Origin of the sequence: Streptomyces sp. NPDC052299 (assembly GCF_040679335.1) — a bacterium.
Lineage (GTDB): Bacteria > Actinomycetota > Actinomycetes > Streptomycetales > Streptomycetaceae > Streptomyces.
In genome coordinates this window covers 1-21,986 of sequence record NZ_JBFAUP010000019.1, presented here as the reverse complement: position 1 = coordinate 21,986, position 21,986 = coordinate 1, and the positions used below count along the sequence as shown (strand labels likewise).

The 21,986-nt window shown below is 72.0% G+C and carries 16 protein-coding genes; 7 read left to right on the top strand and 9 right to left on the bottom strand.

The window, feature by feature from the left end; genetic code table 11:
• The first annotated feature begins 2 nt into the window (after positions 1-2).
• Positions 3-1,439 (top strand): exo-alpha-sialidase, encoded by a 1,437-nt coding sequence (locus tag AB0L33_RS27660; protein WP_365685734.1) that lies wholly within the window; start codon positions 3-5, stop codon positions 1,437-1,439.
• Here AB0L33_RS27660 and AB0L33_RS27655 read toward each other — a convergent pair.
• Positions 1,429-3,045 carry a tryptophan 7-halogenase gene (locus AB0L33_RS27655; RefSeq protein ID WP_365685732.1) on the bottom strand — a complete coding sequence of 539 codons (1,617 nt, stop codon included), beginning with the start codon at positions 3,043-3,045 and terminating at the stop codon, positions 1,429-1,431. The two genes, AB0L33_RS27660 and AB0L33_RS27655, sit on opposite strands and share 11 nt — an antisense overlap.
• A 167-nt stretch (positions 3,046-3,212) precedes the next feature.
• Between AB0L33_RS27655 and AB0L33_RS27650 the strand changes: the two genes are divergently transcribed.
• Complete coding sequence (locus tag AB0L33_RS27650; protein ID WP_365685730.1) at positions 3,213-3,452, top strand: DUF6269 family protein; 240 nt, start codon at positions 3,213-3,215, stop codon at positions 3,450-3,452.
• 89 nt (positions 3,453-3,541) lie between these two features.
• Here AB0L33_RS27650 and AB0L33_RS27645 read toward each other — a convergent pair whose 3' ends face one another.
• On the bottom strand, positions 3,542-5,419 hold the full coding sequence (locus AB0L33_RS27645) for a BTAD domain-containing putative transcriptional regulator (RefSeq protein WP_365685728.1): 1,878 nt from the start codon (positions 5,417-5,419) through the stop codon (positions 3,542-3,544).
• Positions 5,420-5,626: 207 nt separating this feature from the next.
• On the opposite strand from AB0L33_RS27645, the gene AB0L33_RS27640 reads away from it, so the two are divergent.
• Entirely contained in the window at positions 5,627-5,911 is a 285-nt protein-coding gene (locus AB0L33_RS27640; RefSeq protein WP_365685726.1) for a hypothetical protein, read from the top strand.
• Positions 5,912-5,923: 12 nt separating this feature from the next.
• Here the strand turns inward: AB0L33_RS27640 and AB0L33_RS27635 are convergent, their stop codons facing one another.
• The 4 genes from AB0L33_RS27635 to AB0L33_RS27620 all read right to left on the bottom strand — a co-directional run bounded on the left by AB0L33_RS27635 (position 5,924) and on the right by AB0L33_RS27620 (position 11,920).
• Positions 5,924-8,911, bottom strand: a complete 2,988-nt coding sequence (locus AB0L33_RS27635; protein WP_365685725.1) for a BTAD domain-containing putative transcriptional regulator — start codon at positions 8,909-8,911, stop codon at positions 5,924-5,926.
• Between the two features lie 143 nt (positions 8,912-9,054).
• A complete protein-coding gene (locus AB0L33_RS27630; RefSeq protein WP_365685724.1) occupies positions 9,055-9,273 on the bottom strand; it encodes an acyl-CoA carboxylase epsilon subunit in 219 nt (72 codons plus the stop codon).
• Positions 9,274-9,281: 8 nt separating this feature from the next.
• Complete coding sequence (locus tag AB0L33_RS27625; protein ID WP_365685723.1) at positions 9,282-10,829, bottom strand: acyl-CoA carboxylase subunit beta; 1,548 nt, start codon at positions 10,827-10,829, stop codon at positions 9,282-9,284.
• 41 nt (positions 10,830-10,870) lie between these two features.
• Entirely contained in the window at positions 10,871-11,920 is a 1,050-nt protein-coding gene (locus tag AB0L33_RS27620; RefSeq protein ID WP_365685722.1) for a polyprenyl synthetase family protein, read from the bottom strand.
• 240 nt (positions 11,921-12,160) lie between these two features.
• Between AB0L33_RS27620 and AB0L33_RS27615 the strand changes: the two genes are divergently transcribed.
• From AB0L33_RS27615 to AB0L33_RS27600, 4 genes are all read left to right on the top strand, one after another.
• Positions 12,161-12,844, top strand: coding sequence for a hypothetical protein (locus AB0L33_RS27615; protein WP_365685721.1), 684 nt, complete (start codon positions 12,161-12,163; stop codon positions 12,842-12,844).
• Between the two features lie 129 nt (positions 12,845-12,973).
• Positions 12,974-15,145 (top strand): MMPL family transporter, encoded by a 2,172-nt coding sequence (locus AB0L33_RS27610; protein ID WP_365685720.1) that lies wholly within the window; start codon positions 12,974-12,976, stop codon positions 15,143-15,145.
• A gap of 111 nt (positions 15,146-15,256) precedes the next feature.
• Positions 15,257-15,802, top strand: coding sequence for a hypothetical protein (locus AB0L33_RS27605; RefSeq protein ID WP_365685719.1), 546 nt, complete (start codon positions 15,257-15,259; stop codon positions 15,800-15,802).
• Complete coding sequence (locus tag AB0L33_RS27600) at positions 15,799-17,742, top strand: AarF/UbiB family protein (protein ID WP_365685717.1); 1,944 nt, start codon at positions 15,799-15,801, stop codon at positions 17,740-17,742. The genes AB0L33_RS27605 and AB0L33_RS27600 overlap by 4 nt, the downstream gene beginning before the upstream one ends.
• A gap of 17 nt (positions 17,743-17,759) precedes the next feature.
• Here the strand turns inward: AB0L33_RS27600 and AB0L33_RS27595 are convergent, their stop codons facing one another.
• The 3 genes from AB0L33_RS27595 to AB0L33_RS27585 form a co-directional block, all read right to left on the bottom strand.
• Positions 17,760-18,554, bottom strand: a complete 795-nt coding sequence (locus AB0L33_RS27595; protein ID WP_361036236.1) for an ABC transporter permease — start codon at positions 18,552-18,554, stop codon at positions 17,760-17,762.
• Positions 18,551-19,558: an ATP-binding cassette domain-containing protein gene (locus tag AB0L33_RS27590; RefSeq protein WP_365685716.1), complete on the bottom strand. Its 1,008-nt coding sequence runs from the start codon at positions 19,556-19,558 to the stop codon at positions 18,551-18,553. Before AB0L33_RS27590 ends, AB0L33_RS27595 begins: the two co-directional genes overlap by 4 nt.
• A 50-nt stretch (positions 19,559-19,608) precedes the next feature.
• The coding region (locus AB0L33_RS27585) for an amino acid adenylation domain-containing protein (protein ID WP_365685715.1) at positions 19,609-21,986 on the bottom strand (2,378 nt) is incomplete at its 5' end.

The window sequence follows — 21,986 nt, the reverse complement described above, 5'->3', positions numbered from 1 at the left end:
CCATGCAGCGAACCGTCCCTGTCGCCCTGCTCGGCGCCGCCCTGCTGGTCGTCACCACGACCGGCACCGCGCAGGCCGCGTCGCCCGCCCCCGGCACGCTCACGTCCCAGGACCTGACCGTCGACGGCGTCGGCTCCCCCCACTACCGCATCCCGGCCCTGACCACCTCGAACAAGGGCACCCTGCTCGCCGCGTACGACGCCCGGCCGACCCTGGCCGACCTGCCGTCCAACATCGGGATCGTGCTGCGGCGGAGCACCGACGGCGGGACGACCTGGCAGGCGCAGCAGGTGGTCCGCAAGGACGCCGCGCCCCAGGGGTACGGCGATCCGAGCCTGCTGGTCGACCGGATCACCGGGCGGATCTTCCTGTTCTACGCGGCCGGGGAGAACCAGGGCTTCTTCGGCTCGGCCACCGGGAACGACGAATCCGATCCGAACGTCCTCCAGGCCGACTACAGCTACTCCGACGACGACGGGCTCACCTGGACCCACCGCCGGATCACCAAGCAGATCAAGAACCCGGCCTGGGGCGGGATGTTCGCCTCGTCGGGCGAGGGCATCCAGCTGCGCAACGGCCCGCACCGGGGCCGGCTGATCCAGCAGTACGCCATCCGGAACAACGGGGCCAACTACGCGGTCAGCGCGTACAGCGACGACCACGGGGAGACCTGGCACATGGGCACCCCGGTGGGCCCCGGGGGCGACGAGAACAAGACCGTCGAGCTGAACGACGGCACGGTCATGCTCAACAACCGCTCGGCGCCGTACCGTACGATCGCGTACTCCTCGGACGGCGGGGTCACGTACACGCCGTTCGTCCAGGACACCGAGCTGCCCGACCCGGCGAACAACGGCTCGGTCATGCGGTACGCCCCCGACGCGCCGGCCTCGGACCCGCAGTCCTCCTGGCTGCTGTTCAGCAACACCGACGCGACCTCGCGCAAGAACCTCACGGTCAAGATGTCCTGCGACAACGGGAAGACCTGGCCGATCAAGAAGGTGGTGGACCCGGGAGCCGCCGCCTACTCGACGCTGACCCGGCTCCCCGGCGGGCGGCTCGGCCTGCTCTACGAGCGGGGGAACTACGAGCACATCACGTACTCCTCGTTCGACCTGAAGTGGCTCGGCGGCACCTGCGCGGACATCACCATCACCCCGCCGGCCACCCTGAAGGCGGGGACGACCGCGGAGATCACCGTACGGGTCGTCAACCGGATGGACGTCCGGCGCGACGCGGGCACGGTCGAGCTGACCGTGCCCGCCGGCTGGACGACGAAGCCGGTGGCGTTCCCGGCGACCCGGCCGGGCGAGGGCGCCAATGTGAAGGTCCCGGTCACCATCCCGGCCGGCGCCTCCGGTGACGCGAAGCTGACGGCGACGTACCGGTCGAGCGGGAAGACCGCGTCGGGGAGCGCGACGGTGACGGTCACGCCGTAACCGGAGGGAGCGCCGGGTCCGGGGTGGCACCCGGACCCGGCGTGAGCGACGACGGTCGGATGTGGAGGCGGCGCACGTACTCCTGGGCCGTGGGCAGCGTCTCCAGCAGAATGCGCTGCTGGCGCGCGACCCGCAGGAACAGGGCGTCCGCCTCCTGCCGGGCCGCCGGGCGGTGGGCCAGGGCGGGCCTGGGCGAGGGCGGGTCCGTGAGCAGTGAGGCCAGCAGGACGTGGTGCGCCACCTCCTGGGGGTCCGGCCCCGGGGAGAGGCCGGCCCGATAGGCGGCCAGCGACTCCCGCGGGGCGTCGGGCAGCGGACGCGTGCGCCGGTCCGCCCAGAACGGGGTGTCGAGTCCGGGCGCCACGGCGTAGCGCAGCGCGGCCAGGTCGCGGGCCTCCTCGTGGTCCCGGCGGACCGCTCGGTGGTAGCGGGCCGCGGGCGCCTCCCGGTCCCGGAGTGCGGGGAAGTCCCGTATCAGGAGCCCCACTTGGCGCAGGACCTCGCCGAGACCGCCGTCCGCCAGGGGCTCCAGGACATGGGCGGCGCGGCCCACGGCGACGCAGTTCCCGACCCAGGACCGGCGCAGGTGCCCGGTGCGGTACCGGCTGTGCCGGACCGTCCCGTTCCGGGGGAGGGGGCCGTGCAGCGCGCGCAGCGCCTTCAGCGCCTCGTCGGGCCCGGTCAGGTCATGGGCGTAGACCCGGCCGGCCCCGAACCCGCCCAGCAGCGGCATCTTCCACGCCCATCCGTCGGGCAGGGCGGTGACCGTGGTGAAGGGCTCGATCGCGTGCGTCTCCTCGTCCATCGGGACGGTGACCAAGACGGCGCTGTCGCACCCCGGGCTCTCGTCCGTCTCGACGAACGGTTCCCCCAGCATCCCGGTCATCAGCAGCCGCTCGTCCTCGGTGCAGTCCAGGAAGAGGTCGCCGGGGACGGGGCCGGACTCCGTCGTCGTGTGCAGCAGCGTCGGTGTGCCGTCGGCATCGCGCTCGGCGCGGACGGGCGTGTCACGGACCTCGCGTACCCCGAATCGCCGCATCGCCAGGTCCCGCAGATAGCGCGTGAACATCGTGGTGTCGATGTGCCAGCCGTACGGAACCGCCGCGCGTCCGTCCATCCATCGCGGCGACTTGCCGGCGTCCAGCAAAGGCGGTTCGCGGAAACACGCGTAATCGAATGCCTCGATGGTCTCACCGCTGCCGCGCCGGTTCTGCCAGCATTCGAGAAGCGTGAATTCCTCGCACGAGGAAAGGGGCGTACAGGTGCGGTAGAAGTGGTCCGCGCGAAAGCGTCCCGCGCTCTCCGGGGCGGATGCGCCGGCCATTCCGGCGCGCCAGTCCGCGTAACGGACGCCGGTCGCGAAGGACGCCCGGCACGCCCGCATCCATTCCTCCTCCGGGACCCCGAGCCGGTCGAAGAGTTCGCGTTGCAACTCCGGGGGCACGGCGCTGACCTGGCCCGTTCCCGGGGCTCCGGCCGGACGCGAGGGCGGCTCCAGCACCGTGACGGAGACTGTGCCACCGAACACGGACGCGAGTCTGGCGGCGGCGGTCCAGCCGGCTGCCGTGCCGCCCACGACCACGATCCTCCTGATGAGACTTTCCATGGCGCCCACTCTCCCCGCCCTTTCTGTACCGCTTCCCTCGCGAATCCATGGAGACCTGTACCGGTCTGCACGGACGCGTACAGATCCTCCGGGGAATTCTTATATCCCCTCGGCCGAACCTGTTGGTGCGGGACCTGATCGGGGCCCGGACCCATACAGGAGGAATGATGTACGACAAGCAGCCCGGCCCCACGATGGTTCAGCATCCGCTGGAATTCCTGGCGGAGATCGAGCGACGGGAAGCGACGGCGCAGGAGATTCTGCTGCGGGACGCCGGGGCGCCCTGGACCGCCTTGCTGGCGGAGTACGTGGACGCCCTGACCGGTCTGGCGGCCCCGGGCACCGCCGCCACCGGCTACATAGCCGCCTACGGCTTGGACGAGGGCCATGCGGGCGGCTGCGGCTGACGCCGGACGGTCCGGTGGGCCGGCCGGAGTCCGGCCGGCCCACCGGACCGGGGAGGGAACGGGCGGGCGGGAAGAAGGGATCGGCCGCCTCACGCCGGGGCGGGGGCGAGGACGGGATCGGCGCACTGCTCCCTGGCGAACAGCCCCACCAGCGGCATGAAGCGGTAGCTCAGCCGGGCGGCGCCGTCGACGCTCCAGGCCTCCAGCAGCCGGGCGTCCGCCAGCCGTTCGAGCAGTTCCTCGGCCTCCTCCGGGCCCGTGCCCAGCAGCGCCGCGGCGTCACCGGCCGTCAGCGCGGACAGGCCGGCCCGTGCCAGCACGGCGAAGGCGGGCCTGGTGGCCCGGTCCAGCTGGGACAGGGCGGTGCGCAGCCCGGCCCGTACGTCGAGGGTGCCGATCCGCAGCTCCCCCAGCCGGCGGTCCTCCGGGGCCAGCCGCTCGGCCAGCCGGGCCGCGGGCCAGTGCGGGTGGGCGGCGAGCCGGGCCGCGGCGATGCGGAGGGCGAGCGGGAGCCGGTCGCAGAGTTCCGCGATCCGCGCCGCCGCCCCGGGGGCCCCGGCGAATCGCTCGGGCCCGGCGACGGCGGCCAGCAGGGCACCGGCCTCGGCGGGTTCCATGGGTCCGAGGCCGACCAGCCGGGTGCCCTCCAGCGAGGCCAGGGGGGAGCGCACCCCGCTGACGAGTGTGCGGCTTCCGCCGCTGCCCGGCAGCAGGGGGCGGACCTGGGCGTCGTCGGTGGCGTTGTCGAGGACGATCAGCACCGGGCGGCTCCGGGCGAGCAGGGTGCGGTAGAGCTGGACGCGTTCCTCCTGGGTCGCGGGCAGCCGGACCGGCGCGGTGCCGAGGGCCCGCAGAAACCAGCCGAGGACTTCGCCGGGTGCGCGGGCCCCGCCCTCGGCGGTGCGCAGGTCCGCGTAGAGCTGGCCGCCGGGGAAGTCGGCCCTGCAGCGTTCGGCGGCCCACAGGGCGAGGGCCGACTTGCCGGTGCCGGGTGCGCCGGTGACCACGACGTCCTGGTGGCCGCGCAGGGCGGCGAGCACGTCGCGCGTTTCTGCGGCGCGGCCGGTGAAGTCGCCGGGTGCGGCGGGCAGCATCGCGGGGACGAGGCCCTGCCAGCCGCCCCCGGGGGCCTCGGCCCCGGGCGGCGCGGGGACGGGTGCGGTGTGCCGGGGCCCGGGGTGTTGTCCGGGTGTCGGGGCCGGCGTCGCGCGGTCCCGCTCCGGTGCGCGGGTGGGCGGCTGTGCGCCGGTGAGGATTTCCTGGTGGAGCGCGCGCAGTTCCGGGCCCGGGTCGATGCCGAGGTCCTCGGCCAGGGCCCGGCGGCCCTTCTCGTACACCGTGAGCGCGTCCGCCTGCCGGCCGCAGCGGAACAGGGCGGTCATCAGCTGCCCGCGCAGCCGTTCGCGTACCGGGTGGAGCGTGACCTGCCGGGTGAGTGCCGGGACCATGTCGGTGTGCCGGCCGAGCGCGAGGGCCGCCTCGGCGTGGTTCTCCAGCGCGGAGAGGCGGGCCTCCTCCATGCGCGGGACCTCGGCCTCGGCGAGGTGTGCGGTGACGTCGGTGAGCGCGGGACCGCGCCACAGCGCGAGGGCGTCGTGCAGCAGGCGCTCCGCCTCGGCGTGACGGCCCGCGTGCAGGGCGTCCCGGCCCGAGTCGGCGAGTGCGCGGAAGACGTCCCAGTCGAAGCGGGCGTCGCGGATGTCCATGCGGTATCCGGGTCCGTGCCGTTCCAGGCCGAGGCCGGCGCCCAGGCGCGTACGCAGTCGCGACATGTAGGTGTAGAGCTGGTTCCGGCTGGTGGCGGGCGGGTCCCAGCCCCACAGCAGGAGGGTCAGCCGCTCGTCGGAGACGACCTTGCCACGGGCGAGGAGCAGGGCCGCGAGCGCGGTGCGCTGCTTGCCGCCGTCCAGTGCGACGGCGCGGCCGTCGAGCTCGGCCGAGACGGGCCCCAGGATCTTGAGTTCCATGCGGTTCCCCCGTTCAGCAGGCCCGTTCCGGTCGCCGGGCCACGTGGGGAAAACGCTATTGACCTGGTGTTTTTCTGCGCCATCGCCTCTATTTCGCGGTTCCGAAACCGAGATGAAAGAGCCTCAAAAAGGGTTCTCCGTAACGTTCATGGCACACACCGGGACAACAGCCCGAAACGCCCGTCGCAGCTGTCACAGGAGGTCATCATGAAGCTCTCCCCTCTCTCGGCCAGGACCGTTCCGGCGGGCCGTGTCGCGGCGGGAGCCGTGCTCCTCCTCGCGGTGGCCGGCACGGCGGGCTCCGTCGGCGTCATGGGTCCGGCCGCGCTCCGGTCCGGTACGGACGCCGCCGTGCGGGCGGTGGCCGACGATCCCTGGACCGTCGCCCCGTCGAAGCCGGCCGACGATCCGTGGACCGTCGTCCGCGCCGCGAAGCCGGACGACCCGTGGACGGTCGCCCCGGCGACGACGGCGGACGACCCGTGGACGTGAGCCGGGCGGTGCTCAGGGCCGTACGAGCGCGAACAGGCGGTCGGAGTCCCAGGTCTCGCCGTCGCCGAGCGCCGCCAGCAGCCGGGCGGACCTGTCCTGCCAGCCCGGCGCGCCGACCTCCGCGAAGAGGTCGTGCGCCGTCTTGAGACTCCCGGCCGCCCCGGCCCGGTCGGTGTGCAGGACCTGCACACAGCCGAGGACGATCGCGGCCCGCGCCTCCAGGAAGCGGTCGGGCACCTTGCCCGAGGTCAGCAGCGCGTCCCGCAGGACCGCCTCCGCCTCCTCCGTCCTGCCCCGGCACCACAGTGCCTCACCCAGGGTGCGCAGCGTGTGCGCCTCACCACGGCGGTCACCGCTGCCCCGGACCAGCTCCAGCGCCCGCCGGCTGGCCTCCTCGGCCCGCTCCCCCTCACCCCGGTGGAGCAGGGCCTCGGCCAGCCGGACGGTGTTCTGCGCCTCTCCCCGTACGGTGCCCAGCCCCCGGCTCCGGGCGACCGCCTCGGAGGACAGGCGCAGACTCGCCTGGGGGTCGCCCCGTTCCAGCTCGATCTGCGCCAACAGGCCCAGCACATGGGCCTCGGCGTAGTGGTCACCGACCGCGCGGAAGATCTCCAGCGAGCGGTGGGCCATCTCTCTTGCCCGGTCCATGTCACCGCGATGGCGTTCGCACAGCGCCAGGTTCCGCAGGACCAGGGCGCGTCCCTGATCCTGGCCCTGCTGCTCGAACAGCCGCAGGGCCAGGCTGAGTCGCCGGTGGGCCGAATCGTGGTCCCACCCGACGATCTCCAGGGTTCCGAGGGAGTGCAGCATCGCCGCCCGGCCGAGGGTGTCCCCGGTCCGGGTCGCGGCCTCCAGGGCCCGTTCGCCGCAGTCCCGCCAGTCCTCCAGGTAGTCGCGGTTCTGGAACAGCGTCACGCTCGTCATGGCCAGGTCCCAGGCATAGGCGGACTCGTCCTCGCGGGCGGCCTGTTCGACGAGACCGGTGATCGACGAGCGTTCGGTCTCGAACCACTCCATCGGGTCCTCCAGCAGGCTGTCCACCAGATGGCCGGGGAGCCGGTGGAGCGGCGCGGGCCCGTGGATGACGGTGTAGTCGCCGCCGTAGACCCGCCGGTGCGCCTCGCCCGCCAGTGCGAGCCAGGCCCCCCAGGCGCGCCGGCCGGCCGCGCGCAGTTCCTCCTCGGTGTCCTCCTCCCGCGCGCACTCGCGGGCGAACAGCCTCAGCAGGTCCTGGAAGCGGTAGCGGACGTGGCCGGTGGTGGCGCTGAGCGGTTCCAGGAGCTGGGCGTCGACCAGCAGCTCGATCAGGTCCTCGGCGTCGACGGGGTCGATGTCGAGGAGCGCGGCTCCGGCCCAGGCGGAGAAGTCCGAGACGTTGAGGACCCCGAGCCGCCGGAACATCCGGGCCGCGTCGGCGGGCAGGTCCCGGTAGCTGAGCCTGAGCCCGGCCCGGACCCCGCGCTCGTCCAGGCTGAGTTCGTCGAGCCTGCGGTGCTGGTCCTCCAGCCGGGCCACCAGGGTCCGCACCGACCAGTGGGGCTTGGCGGCGAGCCGTGCGGCCGCGATCCGCAGGGCGAGCGGGAGGCGGTCGCAGAGCGCGCTGAGCCGGGCGGCGCCCACCGGGTCGACACCGAAGCGGTCGTCACCGGCGACCCGGGACAGGAGGGTGATGGACTCGTCCTGTTCGAGGGCGCCGAGGTGCAGCGGTACGAAGGCGTAGTCACCGGCGAGCGCCCGGCCCATGGTGTCCCGGCTGGTGACCAGGACGCAGCAGCGTCCGGTGCCGGGCAGCAGGGGACGGATCTGCTGGAAGGAGCGGGCGTTGTCGAGGACGACCAGGACCCGGCGGCCGCCCAGCACGCTGCGGAAGAGGGCGGTGCGCTCGTTCTGGTCGGCGGGGATCTGCGGTCCGGGCACGCCCAGGGCGCGCAGGAACCTGTCGAGCACCGCGGCCGGTCTGCGGGGCGCCTCGGCCCCGTCGTAGCCGCGCATGTCCGCGAAGAGCTGCCCGTCGGGGAAGCGCGCGGCGACCTGGTGGGCCCAGTGCACGGCGAGGGCGGTCTTGCCGACGCCGCCGGTGCCCGTGATGGACCCGACGGGGAGCGCGCCCCCGTCGAGGTGCTCCAGGAGCCGGTCCAGCGAGGCGAGTTCGGCGTGGCGTCCGGTGAACGACGCGGCGCTGGGCGGCAGGTGGGCGGGGACGGTCGTCTGGGGGACGAGGGTGACGGATTCCGCGGGCAGGCCGAGTCGCGGGGAGTCGGCCAGGATCTCCTCGTGCAGTTCCTGGAGGGCGGGGCCCGGGTCGATGCCGAGTTCGTCGGCGAGCAGCCGCTGGGCGTCGCGGTAGGTCTCCAGGGCCTCGGCGCGGCGGCCCGAGCGGTACTGGGCCAGCATGAGGTGGCCCTTGGCCTGTTCGCGGAGCGGGTGTTCGCGGACGAACGTGCTCAGTTCGCCGGTCATGTCGCGGTGCTGGCCGAGCGCGAGGCGGAGTCCGGCGTACTCCTCGTACACGTCGAGGCGCATCTCGGTCAGCTGGGCGGCCTCGGACTCGACGCGTTCACCGGAGATGCCTTCGAGCGCGGGGCCGCGCCACATGGCGAGCGCCTCCTCGAAGTGGGCGCAGGCCTCCTCGGACCGGCCCCGGCGGGCGGCCTCCCGCCCCTTGGCGGCGCTCTCCTCGAACTCGACGGCGTCGATGCGGTGTTCACCGGCGAACAGCATGTAGCCGGGGTGGCTGGTGACCAGGATGTCCTCGACCCCGACCGCGTTCTTGATGGTCTTGCGCAGGGCGGAGACGCAGATGGCGATCTGGTTGCGCGCGGTGGCGGGCGGGCGGCCCTGCCAGACGGCGTCGGCGAGGGTGTCGACCGAGACCACGCGGTTGGGTGCGAGGAGCAGCATCGACATGATCGTGCGCTGCCGGGCGCCCTGCAGGACCACGGGCCGCCCGTCGGCGCTGATGTCCAGCGGCCCCAGGATTCGGAACACCACCTGAAGCACGAACCGCCTCCTGATTTCGACCTCGGCCGTTCCGGTACGACCGGGTTCGCCGCTTTGGGACTGATTACCAGGGCGCCGCCGGGCCCGGCAACGACAGCGGCAGCAAACTGCCAGGCCGCGGGCCCGGGGCGCCGGTCGTCACCTCAGGTCCTGGCCATCCAGGAGGCGGGCGGAAAGGTGTCGGGCCGGTCCCAGACGGCGGCCGGCGCGGCCTCGCGCACCGGACCGGGCTCGTCGCGGCCGGCTGCGGTCAGGGCGGTGAGCAGGGCCGCGACGGCCGCCAGCTCCTCCGGGGACGGGGCGCCCCTGATCACCTTGAACAGGGCCGTACCGAGGGGTCCTTGAAGCGGCGGTGCTGACATGGGGCCTCCTAGACAGGGGGGTTGCCGTGTTTTCGGGCGGGCATCGCGGCGTGCTTCGAGCCGAGCATGGCGAGCGCGGCGACGAGGGCCGCGCGCGTGTCGGCGGGGTCGATGACGTCGTCGACGAGCCCGCGCTCGGCCGCGTAGTAGGGGTGCATCAGCTCCGCCTTGTACTCCTTGACCAGCTGCCGGCGCATTGCGCCCGGATCGCTCGCCGCCTGGATGCGTCGCCGGAAGACGACGTTGGCGGCGCCCTCGGCCCCCATGACGGCGATCTCGTTGCCCGGCCAGGCCAGCGAGAGGTCGGCGCCGATGGACCGGGAGTCCATGACGATGTAGGCGCCGCCGTACGCCTTGCGCAGGATGACCTGGATGCGGGGCACGGTGGCGTTGCAGTACGCGTAGAGCAGTTTCGCGCCGTGCCGGATGATGCCGCCGTGCTCCTGGTCGACGCCGGGCAGGAAGCCGGGCACGTCGACCAGGGTGACGAGCGGGATGTTGAAGGCGTCGCAGAGCTGGACGAAGCGGGCGGCCTTCTCGGAGGAGTGGATGTCGAGCACGCCGGCGAGCGCCTGCGGCTGGCTGGCGACCAGACCCACGACCCGGCCGTCGAGGCGCGCGAGTGCGGTGAGGACGCTGGTGGCCCAGCGTTCGTGGACCTCCATGTACTCGCCGCCGTCGACCAGTTCCTCCACGACCCGCCGCATGTCGTACGGGCGGCTGCCGTCCAGCGGGACCAGGTCGCGCAGGGCCTCGCACCGCCGGTCGGCGGGGTCGTCGTTCGCCGCGGCGGGCGGGTTCTCGCGGTTGTTCCGCGGTAGCAGGGACAGCAGGTAGCGGACCTCGGCGATGCAGGTCTCCTCGTCGTCGTACGCGAAGTGCGCGACGCCCGACGTCTCGGCGTGGACGTCCGCGCCGCCCAGCCCGTTCTGCGTGATCTCCTCGCCGGTGACCGCCTTCACGACGTCCGGACCCGTGATGAACATCTGCGAGGTCTCACGCACCATGAACACGAAGTCCGTCAGCGCGGGACTGTACGCCGCACCACCGGCGCAGGGACCGAGCATGACGCTGATCTGCGGAATCACACCCGAGGCGCGCGTGTTCCGCTGGAAGATCCCCCCGTACCCCGCGAGCGCCGAGACGCCCTCCTGGATACGGGCACCCGCGCCGTCGTTCAACGACACCAACGGCGCACCCGCCGAAATGGCCATGTCCATGATCTTGTGGATCTTCGTCGCGTGGGCCTCGCCCAGCGCCCCGCCGAAGATCCGGAAGTCATGCGCGTACACGAAGACCGTCCGGCCCTCGACCGTCCCCCAGCCCGTGACCACACCATCGGTGTACGGCCGCTTCGCCTCCAGACCGAAACCCGTCGCCCGGTGCCGCCGCAACTGCTCCACCTCATGGAACGAACCCGGATCGAAAAGGAGCTCGATCCGCTCACGCGCCGTCAGCTTGCCCTTGGCGTGCTGCGCCTCCGTGGCCGAGGGTGCGCCCTCGACGGCCTCCTGACGGATGCGCGTCAGCTCGCCGATCCGCTCGTGCATCGACATGACCAACTCCTTCGGGTGTCAGCCCCTTTTCGCGGTCCGGTTCAGGCGGTCCGGCGGGCGACGTAGTCGCAGAGGGCGGCGAGTGCGGTGCGTGCGGGAAGTGGCGGCAGCCCGGCGAGGCAGGAGCGGGCACGGGCCAGCCGCCCGCGCAGCAGCGCCTCGGCCTCCGCCGTCGCCGGTGAGCGGCGGAACAGCTCGAGGGCGCGGTGGTGATCGGCGGGGCGGACCGGGAAGCCGCCGGAGAGCAGCGCGCGCAGCTCGGCGTCGGCCGCGTCGTCGCCCGCCCGCGCCAGCAGAACGGGCAGGCTGTCCACACCGGCCAGCAGGTCCATGCCCTGCGGCTTTCCGGTCAGGGCGGCCGGGGAGGCCAGGTCGAGCAGGTCGTCGGCGATCTGGAAGGCGATGCCGAGCTGTTCCCCGTACTCGATGAGCGCCGCCACGTGCGGGGCGGGCGCGCCGGACTGGAGGGCGCCGAGCCCCAGGCACATGGCCAGCAGCGCGGCCGTCTTGCCCTCGGCCACCCGGAAGTAGTGCGCCACGGGGTCCTCGTTGTCGGCGGGCCCGGTGAGTTCGCCGAGCTGTCCCGACACGAGCCGGGCCGCCGTCCGGGCGTTGAGTGCGATCGCTCCGGGGACGAGGTCCGCGGCGAGGCGGGCGGCGCGGGCGAGGAGCCAGTCGCCGCCGAGGACCGCGGTCCGGTCGCCCCAGCGTGCGTTGGCGCTCGCCACTCCGTGCCGGGTGGCGGCCCCGTCCATGACGTCGTCGTGGTGGAGCGAGGAGAGGTGGACCAGTTCCGCGATGACGGCGGCCCGCCCGACGCCGTCCCGCCAGGGGTCGCCGAACTCGGCACCGAGCAGAACCAGCAGCGGGCGGAGACGCTTTCCGCCCGCTGCCGCCAGATGGCCGGTGAGTGCGGCGATCCGTGGGTCGGGGGCGTCGTGGACGCAGTCCTGGAGCTCTTTCTCGGCGGCGGCCAGCGCCTCATTCATCTCGGACTCGAACTCCGGTTCGCCCAGACCGAGTCGCCCGAGAATTCCGGACGAAGGAAACGGCACGGATATCGGAGCCTCGTACATCAGTTTTGCACTCACGAGGAAACCCCTCGGTCGCACCGGCGGTGACGGTGGCATTCGGCGAATATCTCCCCCACCGTGTCCCCGCCACCACGCCCCGGCAAGGGAAATGACATGAAGGTGACACGAGGTGCGCGACACCCCGAACGGAAGGGAATTGTCAGCTTCCTGCCAGATCTCCGGGCGTCGTCCCGCACCCCGAAAGGCCCCGTTACGCTCTCGTGCACATCACTGGGATTGCCGGGAAAGGGCGAGGAATTGCGTATTCGATTCATCATGACCGCGGTGGCGGCGGCCGGGCTGCTGTCCCTGTCGGCGGTGCCGGCGACGGCTGCCGCCGGGGACGCGGGACAGCCGGCGGACGGGACCGGTCAGGAGTGCGCCTCGGTGCGGCTCTCGGGTTCCCTGCCCGCACCGCCGCCCGGCATGGCCGTGGAGCAGCGGGTCACCATAGGTACCGACTGCGCACCTCACCTGGGCCCCGCCCGGCTGGTGGCCGCCGCCGGCACGGACGCGGCGGACCGGACGGTGGCCCCGGCGGCCGGGGTCCGGCAGCTGGAGAGCTGGTCCGAGATGTACGACTGCTGCAACATCCGGATGACCGGGCTCTACACCACCTCGTCCTGGGAGGCCGACGGCCACCGCGTCGTCACCGCGTCGACCACGGCACGGCAGGAATGGAACCGGGAGCCCTGGGACGCGGGCTGGTCGCTGGAGTCGTCGGGAAAGACCGCCGATTGCGTCAGCGACTGCGCAGCTTCGCACAACGAGGCCCGGGCCGCGTTCTCGTACAAGGGAATTTTCGATGCCACCGGGGACTGGTACGCGAACGAGCACCGTTCCTTTGTGGACCTGAATGCGGACGGCACGGCGTCCTGCCGTTTCGAGGTGGATCTGAAGCACACCTTCGTCGGCTGGAATCTGCGGCGCGGCTGCTCCTGAGAACCGGCCCGGGTACGTGGGCCGCGGAAGGTGTGGCAGCAACCTGACATCCCCCGGGATTTACGGGTGCGGTCTCCCTACACTCGCGCAGAAGACTCTCCCCCACCAGAAATCCGCAGAAGGAGTCCCATGTTCGGAGGGATCGGGCGGCTGGCCGTTCGCCGCCCCTGGCTCACCATCCTCGCCTGGATCGTCGTCGCGGTGGCGCTGGGCTTCGCCGCCCCGCAGCTGAAGGCCACCAGCGACCAGGCGGACTTCCTGCCCTCCTCGTACGAATCCGTGCAGGTCAGCCGTCTGCAGGAGAAGGTGTTCCCGCAGCAGGAGACACCGGCCGCGGTGGTGGTGTTCCAGCGGTCCGACGAGGGCAAGCTGACCGCCGCCGACCGGGCCGACCTGCGCGAGGTGGTGTCGGGGCTCCAGGACAGGGGGTTCGACAAGGTCAAGTCGGTGAAGACGGACGCCGGTTCGGTATCGCCCAACGGCCGGATAGCCCTCGCCGGGATCATCGCCACGGTCGACGACCCGTACGACGCCGACGTGACCGAGTCCGTGAAGGACATCCGGACCGCTCTGAAGAAGCTGCTGACCGGGACGGAGCTGACGGCGGGCACCACCGGCCCCGCGGCCACCGCGCTGGACTCGCAGGAGTCGGCCGGTGACACGGACGCCATGATCATGCAGGCGACCCTGCTCCTGATCATCGTGCTGCTGCTGATCATCTTCCGCAGCCCGCTGATCGCCGTCCTCCCCGTCCTCATCATCGGGCTCACCTTCGTGGTCGCGACCGGGCTGATCTCCACCGCCGTGGAGGTCGGCGGGCTTCAGGCCGACAGCTCGATCACCGCGATCCTGATCGTCGTCCTGTTCGGCGTCGGCACCGACTACATCCTCTTCCTGCTGTTCCGGTACCGGGAGCTGCTGCGGGAGGGCCACGACCCGAAGCCCGCGATGAGCGAGGCCGTCGGCCGGGTCGGCGAGACGATCGCCTCGGCGGCCGGCGCGGTGATCGTCGCCTTCCTCGCCCTCCTGCTGTCCAGCCTCGGGATGCTGCGCGCCATGGGCCCCGCCCTGGCGATCTCGGTGGCGGTCACGCTGGCCGCGGCGCTGACCCTGGTCCCCGCGGTCTTCTCGCTGCTCGGCCGCAAGGCGTTCTGGCCGTCGAAGCCCTGGCGCACCCGGCCCCGGCACCGTTTCGCCGCCCGCGCAGGTGCGGTCACGGCACGGCGTCCCGGTCTCGTCGCCGCGCTCTCGGGCGGACTTCTGGCGGCCCTGGCCGTCGGCGTGTTCAGCTTCAACCCGGCTTTCGACAGCGAGAGTTCGCTCCCCAAGGACCTGGAGTCCGTGCGGGCCGGCCAGGACATGCAGCGCGGTTTCGCCGCCGGGCAGACCGATCCCAGCTGGGTGCTCCTCGAATCGGAGGACGGCAGCCGACTGCGCCGGGCCGACCTGGACACGTACCGGCGGAATCTGGCGGCGGCCGGGTTCGGGGAGGTCTCCCCCGCCGTGGTCGGCCCGAAGGGCGACGTCGCCCAGTTCGGTGTGGTGCTCAAGGTGAAGCCCGCGAGCGACCGTGCGATCGAACTGGCCTCGGGCCCGCTGCGCGACACCGCGCACCGGGCCGCCCCGGACGGCAGCAGGGCCCTCGTCGGCGGCACCTCGGCGGTCCTCGCCGACATCCAGCACGCCACGAACCGCGACTACTCGGTGGTCTTCCCGGTCGCCGGGATCGCGATCATGGTCATCCTCGGGCTGCTGCTGCGCAGCGTCGTGGCGCCCTGGTACCTGATGCTCGCGGTGGGCCTCGGCTTCGGCGCGACGCTGGGCTCCACGGTGTGGCTGTTCCAGGACCTCAGGGGTGAGCAGGGCCTGCTGTTCACGCTGCCGGTGATCGTGTACCTCTTCGTCGTCGCCATCGGCACCGACTACAACATCCTCATGGTGGCGCGGCTGCGCGAGGAGACCGGGCGCGGCCGGAGTCCGGCGGAGGCCGTGCGCGAGGCTGTCACGCGTACCGCCTCCACGGTCGGGGCGGCGGCGTTCATCCTCGCCGGGACCTTCGGGGTGCTCCTGCTGGCCGAGAACAGCATGCTGCAGCAGATGGGCTTCGCCGTGGCGTTCGGCATCCTGCTGACCGCCTTCGTCATGGCCCTGCTGCTGGTGCCCGCCGTGACGACGCTGCTGGGCCGCAGGGCCTGGTGGCCGGGCGGCCGGAACTCCGGCGGCGGAGGCGCCCGACCGGACGGAACGGCGCCCCCGGAGCCCCACGAACCCGTGGACGCCGTCGCAGGATCCACGACTTGACCCTCCAACACTCCGGCCTCCCGGCACCCCCGCACCGTCCATCAGGACGGTAGGGGGTGCCGGGCTTTGCCTCGTTGTGCCGCATACAAGAAGATTGGCAGTCTGACGCCCATGACCACTGAAGTCACCGACGAGCCCCGCCCCATGGCGGTGCTGTCCACTCCGCCTCCGTCCCGGTTGATCCGCTGGACGGCCCACGCCGTCCCGCTGATCGCCCTGCCGTCCTCACTGTGGCGCCTGGCCATGACCGTCGGGGTGCCGGTCGGCTACAGCGACGCGGTCCTGCGCGACGACTACGGTCTGCCCGGCAGCGGATATCTCGTCCTGCCCCTCATCACGCTGTTCCAGGAGCTGGCGGCCCTGCTCACGCTCGGCCTGGTCAGCAACTGGGGTCTGGTCGCCCCGCGTTGGCTGCCGTTCATCGGGGGCCGGCCCGTCCGTACCTGGGCGGCCGTCGCGCCCGCCGCCCTCGGAGCGGTGATCCTGACAGTGGTGACGATCAGCCAGTACCTGGTGTGGGACGAGGTCGACAGCGGCAGCCTCGACGCCACCCACCGGGCCCTGATGGGCTGGTGCTACGCGCCGCTGCTGCTCTGGGGCCCGCTGCTGGGTGTGGTCACCGTCTCGTACTACCTGCGGCGAAGGCGTCAGCGATGAACACGGCGGTGCTCGTCCTGCTGGCCGCGCTCTCCCTGACGGTGTTGCTCACCGGACTCGCCTCCGGCGCCCGGCGGCTGCTGGGCATCGAGATCGGCAAGGGGCGCGCCGCGCTCACCGCGGCCGTGGGCCTGACCGCCGGCACCCTCGTGGGGTTACCGCTGCGCGATGTGCAGCCGCTGGCCCTGCTCACCCTGGAGATCGGGGTCTCGCTGCTGGTGGCCATGGTCTTCCTGGCCGCGACCGAGGTGCTGATCCCGTCGGGCACCGTGCGCGGTCTGGTGGGTTTCCCGAAGGCGGTGCGCCGCCGGTTCGCCCGGACCCGCAGGTACGCGCGGCTGAGCCGGATCTTCGTACGGCACGGGCTGGGGCGCTTCCTCACCGGCGGTTCCCGCCGCGCGCCCGCCGAACGGGCCGTCCTCGCACCGTCCCTGCGTCTCGCCCTGGAGGAGGCCGGGGTGACGTTCGTGAAGCTCGGCCAGGTCATGTCCACGCGCTACGACCTGCTGCCGCAGGAGTTCATCGACGAACTCAGCGCCTTGCAGGACCGGGCGACCCCCGAACCGTGGGAGTCCACGGCCCAGGTGCTCCGCGAGGAACTGGGCGCACCGGCCGCCGAGGTGTTCGCCGAGTTCGATCCCGAGCCGGTCGCGGCCGGTTCGATCGCCCAGGTGCACCGCGCCCGGCTGCACAGCGGGGAGCAGGTCGCCGTCAAGGTGCAGCGGGCGACGGCAGGGGCGATCGTCGCGGACGACCTGGACATCCTCTACCGGTTCGCCTCGAAGCTGGAGCACCACACCGAATGGGGCCGCAGCGTGGGCGCCGAAGCGCTCGCCGAGGGGTTCGCGACCTCGTTGCACGAGGAGCTGGACTTCCGTGTCGAGGCCCGCAACACCCTGTCGGTGGCGGCCGCCATCGAACAGTCGACGGGTGACTCCGTGATCAAGGTCCCCGAGGTCCACCTCGACCTCACCAGCCGGCGGGTCCTGGTCACCGAGTGGATGGAGGGCGTCCCGCTGCACAGCGTCGGGGACGTGCTCGACGACGGCGGCCCGGGCCGGGAGGCACTGGCCCAGGCGATGCTGGAGTGTCTGCTCGGGCAGATCATGACCAGCGGGGTCTTCCACGCCGATCCGCATCCCGGCAATCTCCTGCTGCTCCCGGACGGGCACCTGGGGATGCTCGACTTCGGCGCGGTCGGACGCATCGACCGGTCGCTGCGCTCCACCCTGCGCGGCATGCTGCTCGCCCTGCACCGAGGCGATCCCGCGGGCCTCTCCGACGCGCTGCTGGAGCTGGTGGACCGCCCCGAACTGGTCGACGAACGCAGGCTGGAGCGGGCCCTCGGCCGCTTCCTGGCCCGGCACTTCGCACCCGGGATCAAACCGGACCGGGAGATGTTCGCCGACCTCTTCACGATCGTGGCCCGGCACGGGATCACGGTGCCGCCGGAGATAGCGGCCGTGTTCCGGGCCCTGGCCACCATGGAAGGCTCCCTGGAGCGGCTGGTCCCCGGCTTCGACATCGTCAGCCAGGCCCGTTCCTTCGCCGTCACGCAGCACCTGCAGAAGCTGCGGCCCGAGACGCTGGGGCGCTCGGTGACCGAGGAACTGCTCTCCATGGTGCCGATGCTGCGCCGGCTGCCGCGGCGGATCGAGCGGATCGGCAGCGCCATCGAGGGCGGGCAGCTCACGGTCGGCGTGAGGATGTTCCAGGACCCGGAGGACCGCAGGTTCCTGCGTTCGCTGGTGCACGACGTACTGCTGGCGTTCCTGGGCGGAGTGATAGGCCTGGTCGGCGTGCAGCTGCTGCGTACCGGCGGCGGTCCCCGGATCAGCGAGGGACTGGGACTCTTCGAGCTGTTCGGCTACAACCTCCTGCTCATCAGCTGTGTCCTGGTGCTGCGGGTGCTGTTCATGATGATCAGCCCGCGGCGCTGACGACCGGGACCCGGCCGTCAGCGCTGGGCGGCCGCCTTCTGGTACGCGCGTCCCGCGAGCGGCACGACCACGACGATCAGCAGGACGAGGACGCCCAGCGCCGCCGGGACGGGGTGCTCCGAGGGGAACGCCCCGCTCGCCGGCCCGCGTTCGTTGCCGAACAGGTCCCGGCTCGCGGAGACGACCGCGCTGACCGGGTTCCACTCGGCGACGGCCCGCATCCAGCCCGGGAGCCCGTCGAGCGGCACGAACGCGTTGGACAGGAACGCGAGCGGCATCATGATGACGCCGGACACCGCGCTCACCGTCTCCGCGTTGCGCAGCACGAGCCCGAGCAGGGCGCCCAGCCACGACATGGCGAACCCCATCAGCAGGAGCAGCCCGAAGCCGGCCAGCGTCTTGAGCACACCGTTGTGGGCGCGCCAGCCGATGAGGTACCCGACCAGGGCCATCACGGCGCAGGTCCAGGCGACGAGCATGCCGTCCGCCACGGTCCGTCCCACCAGCACGGAGGACCGGGAGATGGGCAGGGCGCGGAACCGGTCCACGAGCCCGTTGTCGAGGTCACCGACCACGCCGACGGCGGTCGTGGTGATGTTGGCGAGCATCACCTGCGCGAAGATGCCGGCCATGATGTATTCCTTGTAGCCGCCGTCCCCGGGCACCTGCATGGCGCTGCCGAAGAGGTAGCCGAAGACGATGACGAACGCCACCGGCATCACGGTGATGCCGATCAGCTGTTCCGGCATCCGGCGGATGTGCCGCATCTGGCGGCCCACGAGTGCGAACGAATCGCTGATGGCCTCGGTCATGCCGGCTGCTTCTCCTTGGTCGTGGTCGATGCGGTGGCGGGGGCCGGTTCCGGCCCGGCCCCGGCGCCGCCCTGTCCGCCGGTCAGGGCGAGGAACACGTCGTCGAGCGAGGACCTGCGCACGGCGAAGTCCTCGGGCTCGATGCCGAGCCGTTGCAGGCCGCTCGCGGCCCCGGCGATCGTGGCGACACCGCCGGTCAGCGGCACGGAGACGGTGCGGGCTTCGCGGTCGGTCACCGGTTCCCCGGGCGAGATCTCCGCCAGCGCGCGGGCGACGGCCGCCAGATCGGCGACGGAAGCCACCGACACCTCAAGGCGTTCACCGCCCACCTTGCGCTTGAGCTGGTCGGGGGTGCCCTCGGCGATCACCGTGCCCCGGTCGATGACCGCGATGCGGTCGGCCAGCTGGTCGGCCTCCTCCAGGTACTGCGTGGTCAGCAGCACGGTGACGCCCTCGGCCACCTGGTCGCGGATCATCTGCCAGAGCGTCATCCGGCTGGTGAGGTCGAGGCCGGTCGTCGGTTCGTCGAGGAAGAGCACGGGCGGGCGGCCGACCAGGCTCGCCGCGAGGTCGAGGCGGCGGCGCATCCCGCCGGAGTACGTCTTCGCCGGCCGGTCGGCGGCGTCCAGCAGCGCGAAGCGGTCGAGCAGCTCGTGCGCCCTGGCCTTCGCGCCGCGCCGCCCGAGGTGCAGGAGCACCCCGATCAGCTGAAGGTTCTCCCGCCCGGTCAGCCGCTCGTCCACCGCCGCGTACTGCCCGGCCAGACCGATGTGGCCGCGCACCTCGCGGGCCTGGGTGGCCAGGTCGTAGCCGGCCACGGTGGCACGCCCCTCATCGGGTTCGAGGAGCGTGGTGAGGATGCGTACGGTGGTGGTCTTGCCCGCGCCGTTGGGCCCGAGGACCCCGAGGATGGTCCCCGCCGGGACCTCCAGGTCGATGCCGCTCAGCGCCTGGTGGTCGCCGTAGCGCTTCCGTAGACCCTCTGCGGATATCGCCGTTTCCATGACGGTCGCTCCTTCTGTTCTGCTGTCGTGGACAGCGGTAAGTGGGGTGTTCAGGCACCGGCAACCGCGTGCGGGGCGGCCAGCCGTTCCAGGAGGACGCGGCCGATCTCCGCCGCGGGTTCCGGCTGGAGCAGGTGTCCGTGGTGCGCGTGCACCGGGTGGGTGGCGATGTCGCCCGAAACGTGCGGGCGCCACGCGGCGACCGAGTCGGCCGTCTTCCCGGCGGGGTCGTCGGTCCCGACCGTGGAGACGAACAGCAGCAGCTCGCCGTCGAAGCGCCGGGGCCGGTAGCGGGCGCTCAGCTCGTGGTTGTTGATGCCGACCTTCATGAAGGCGGTGATGTTCTCCTCCTCCAGGCTTCCGAGCGCGCTGTCCCGGCCCCGGATGATCTCCATCACCCGCTTGTGTTCCAGGGGCCCTTCGGGCAGCTCCGCCAGGTCGTAGCCGACGAAGTCGAGCAGGGTCTCCAGTACGTCCCGCTCCGTGGGCAGGGCGTAGTCGTCGTCCTCCCACGAGGCGTCGTACGGTGTCTGGTCCAGGTTCGCCAGCAGGGCGACCCTGTCCCCCGCCTCGGTCAGCAGGGTGGCGATCTCGTGGGCCACCAGGGCACCGAAGGACCAGCCGACGAGGTGGTAGGGCCCGGCGGGCTGTATCCGCCGGATCTGTCCGACGTAGTCGGCCGCCATCTCCTCCACGCTCGTCGCGATCGGCTCCTTGCCGTCGAGGCCCCGGGCCTGGAGTCCGTACAGCGGATACTCGGCGCTGACGGCCTTCAGCAGGGACGAGTACGGCCAGCTGAGCCCGCCGGCGCCGTGCACGCAGAAGAGCGGTGCGCGGTCGCCCCCGGTGCGCAGCGGCAGCATCACTTCGAAGCCGTCGCTGTCCGTACCGGTGCCGAGCTTGTCGCTCAGCTGCGCCACGGTCGGCGTCTCGAAGATGCCCCGGTTGCTCAGCTTGACGCCGAGCACCGAGCGGATGCGGCTGACCAGCTGGATGGAGGTGATGCTGTCGCCGCCCAGCTCGAAGAAGCTGTCGTCGATGCCCACCCCGTCCACCTTGAGCACATCGGCGAAGAGCCCGCACAGCACCTCTTCCTGGACGGACCGGGGTCCGCGCCCGGCGTCGTGCGTTTCGGGGCCCGGAGCGGGCAGCGCTTTACGGTCGAGCTTGCCGTTGACGGTCAGCGGCAGGGCGTCCAGGGAGACGAAGGCGGACGGCACCATGTAGTCCGGCAGCACGGCGGCCACGTGGGCCCGCACGGCGGCGGTGTCCAGCTCGCCGGTGCGCGGCACGGCGTACGCGACCAGGCGTTTGATGCCGGGCCGGTCTTCGCGGACGACGACGGCGACCTGGGCCACGCTCTCGTGCCGAGCGAGGACGGTTTCGATCTCGCCGAGCTCGATGCGGAAACCACGCACCTTCACCTGGTCATCCGAACGGCCCAGATACTCCAGCTCACCCTGACGGGACCACCGCACCACATCACCCGTGCGATACATGCGGGAGCCTGCCGGACCGTAGGGGTCGGCGACGAACCGCTCAGCTGTGAGGCCCGGACGGCCCAGATAGCCGCGTGCGAGCCCGGTGCCGGAGACGTACAGCTCACCCGCCACACCCGGCGCCACCGGACGCAACGCATCATCCAGCACGTACGTGCACGTGCCCGGCACCGGCCCGCCGATCGGAGGGACACCCGAACCCGCCACCAGACGATGCGACATCGACGCCGCAACCGTCGACTCCGTCGGACCATACGCGTTCACCATCAAACGCCCCGGCGCCCAACGATCCACCAACTCCGCCGACGTCGCGTCACCACCCACGATCAACGACCTGAACAGCGGAAACTCCCCATCAGGGACACTCGCCAGCGCGGCCGGCGGGATCAGCGCGTGGGACACCTCCCGCTCCACCAGCACCTTCGCCAGGACATCCCCGGCCAGCGGGCCCGGCGGCGGAACCACCAACGCACCACCCGACCCGAACGCCATCACCAGCTCCAGCACCGACGCATCGAAACTCGGCGACGCGAACTGCAACACCCGGCTCCCGGAACCGGCCTCACACCGCTCCACCAACCCCGCGGCGAAGCCGGCCACGCCCCGATGCGAAACCACCACACCCTTGGGACGACCCGTCGAACCCGACGTATAAATCACATACGCCGCACCATCCACACCCACCGACACCCCAGGCCGCGAACCATCCACCTCGTCGCCCAGGGAGGGGAGTTCACGCAGCACGAGCACGGGTGAGGCGTCCGTGAGCATGTAGTCGATGCGGTCCTGCGGATACTCCGGGTCCACCGGCAGATACGCCGCACCCGCCTTCAGCACCGCCAACTGCGCCACCACGATGTCCACCGAACGCGGCAGCACCAACGCCACCACACCCTCCGGACCAACACCCTGCCCACCCAGCCAACGCG

Bases quoted from the DNA above. Each gene is read 5' to 3' on its own strand.
- AB0L33_RS27595 (WP_361036236.1), bottom strand. From the start codon at position 18,554: ATGACCGAGGCCATCAGCGATTCGTTCGCACTCGTGGGCCGCCAGATG.
- AB0L33_RS27650 (WP_365685730.1), top strand. From the start codon at position 3,213: ATGTACGACAAGCAGCCCGGCCCCACGATGGTTCAGCATCCGCTGGAA.
- AB0L33_RS27605 (WP_365685719.1), top strand. From the start codon at position 15,257: ATGACCACTGAAGTCACCGACGAGCCCCGCCCCATGGCGGTGCTGTCC.
- AB0L33_RS27600 (WP_365685717.1), top strand. From the start codon at position 15,799: ATGAACACGGCGGTGCTCGTCCTGCTGGCCGCGCTCTCCCTGACGGTG.
- AB0L33_RS27590 (WP_365685716.1), bottom strand. From the start codon at position 19,558: ATGGAAACGGCGATATCCGCAGAGGGTCTACGGAAGCGCTACGGCGAC.
- AB0L33_RS27640 (WP_365685726.1), top strand. From the start codon at position 5,627: ATGAAGCTCTCCCCTCTCTCGGCCAGGACCGTTCCGGCGGGCCGTGTC.
- AB0L33_RS27610 (WP_365685720.1), top strand. From the start codon at position 12,974: ATGTTCGGAGGGATCGGGCGGCTGGCCGTTCGCCGCCCCTGGCTCACC.
- AB0L33_RS27645 (WP_365685728.1), bottom strand. From the start codon at position 5,419: ATGGAACTCAAGATCCTGGGGCCCGTCTCGGCCGAGCTCGACGGCCGC.
- AB0L33_RS27630 (WP_365685724.1), bottom strand. From the start codon at position 9,273: ATGTCAGCACCGCCGCTTCAAGGACCCCTCGGTACGGCCCTGTTCAAG.
- AB0L33_RS27625 (WP_365685723.1), bottom strand. From the start codon at position 10,829: ATGTCGATGCACGAGCGGATCGGCGAGCTGACGCGCATCCGTCAGGAG.
- AB0L33_RS27660 (WP_365685734.1), top strand. From the start codon at position 3: ATGCAGCGAACCGTCCCTGTCGCCCTGCTCGGCGCCGCCCTGCTGGTC.
- AB0L33_RS27655 (WP_365685732.1), bottom strand. From the start codon at position 3,045: ATGGAAAGTCTCATCAGGAGGATCGTGGTCGTGGGCGGCACGGCAGCC.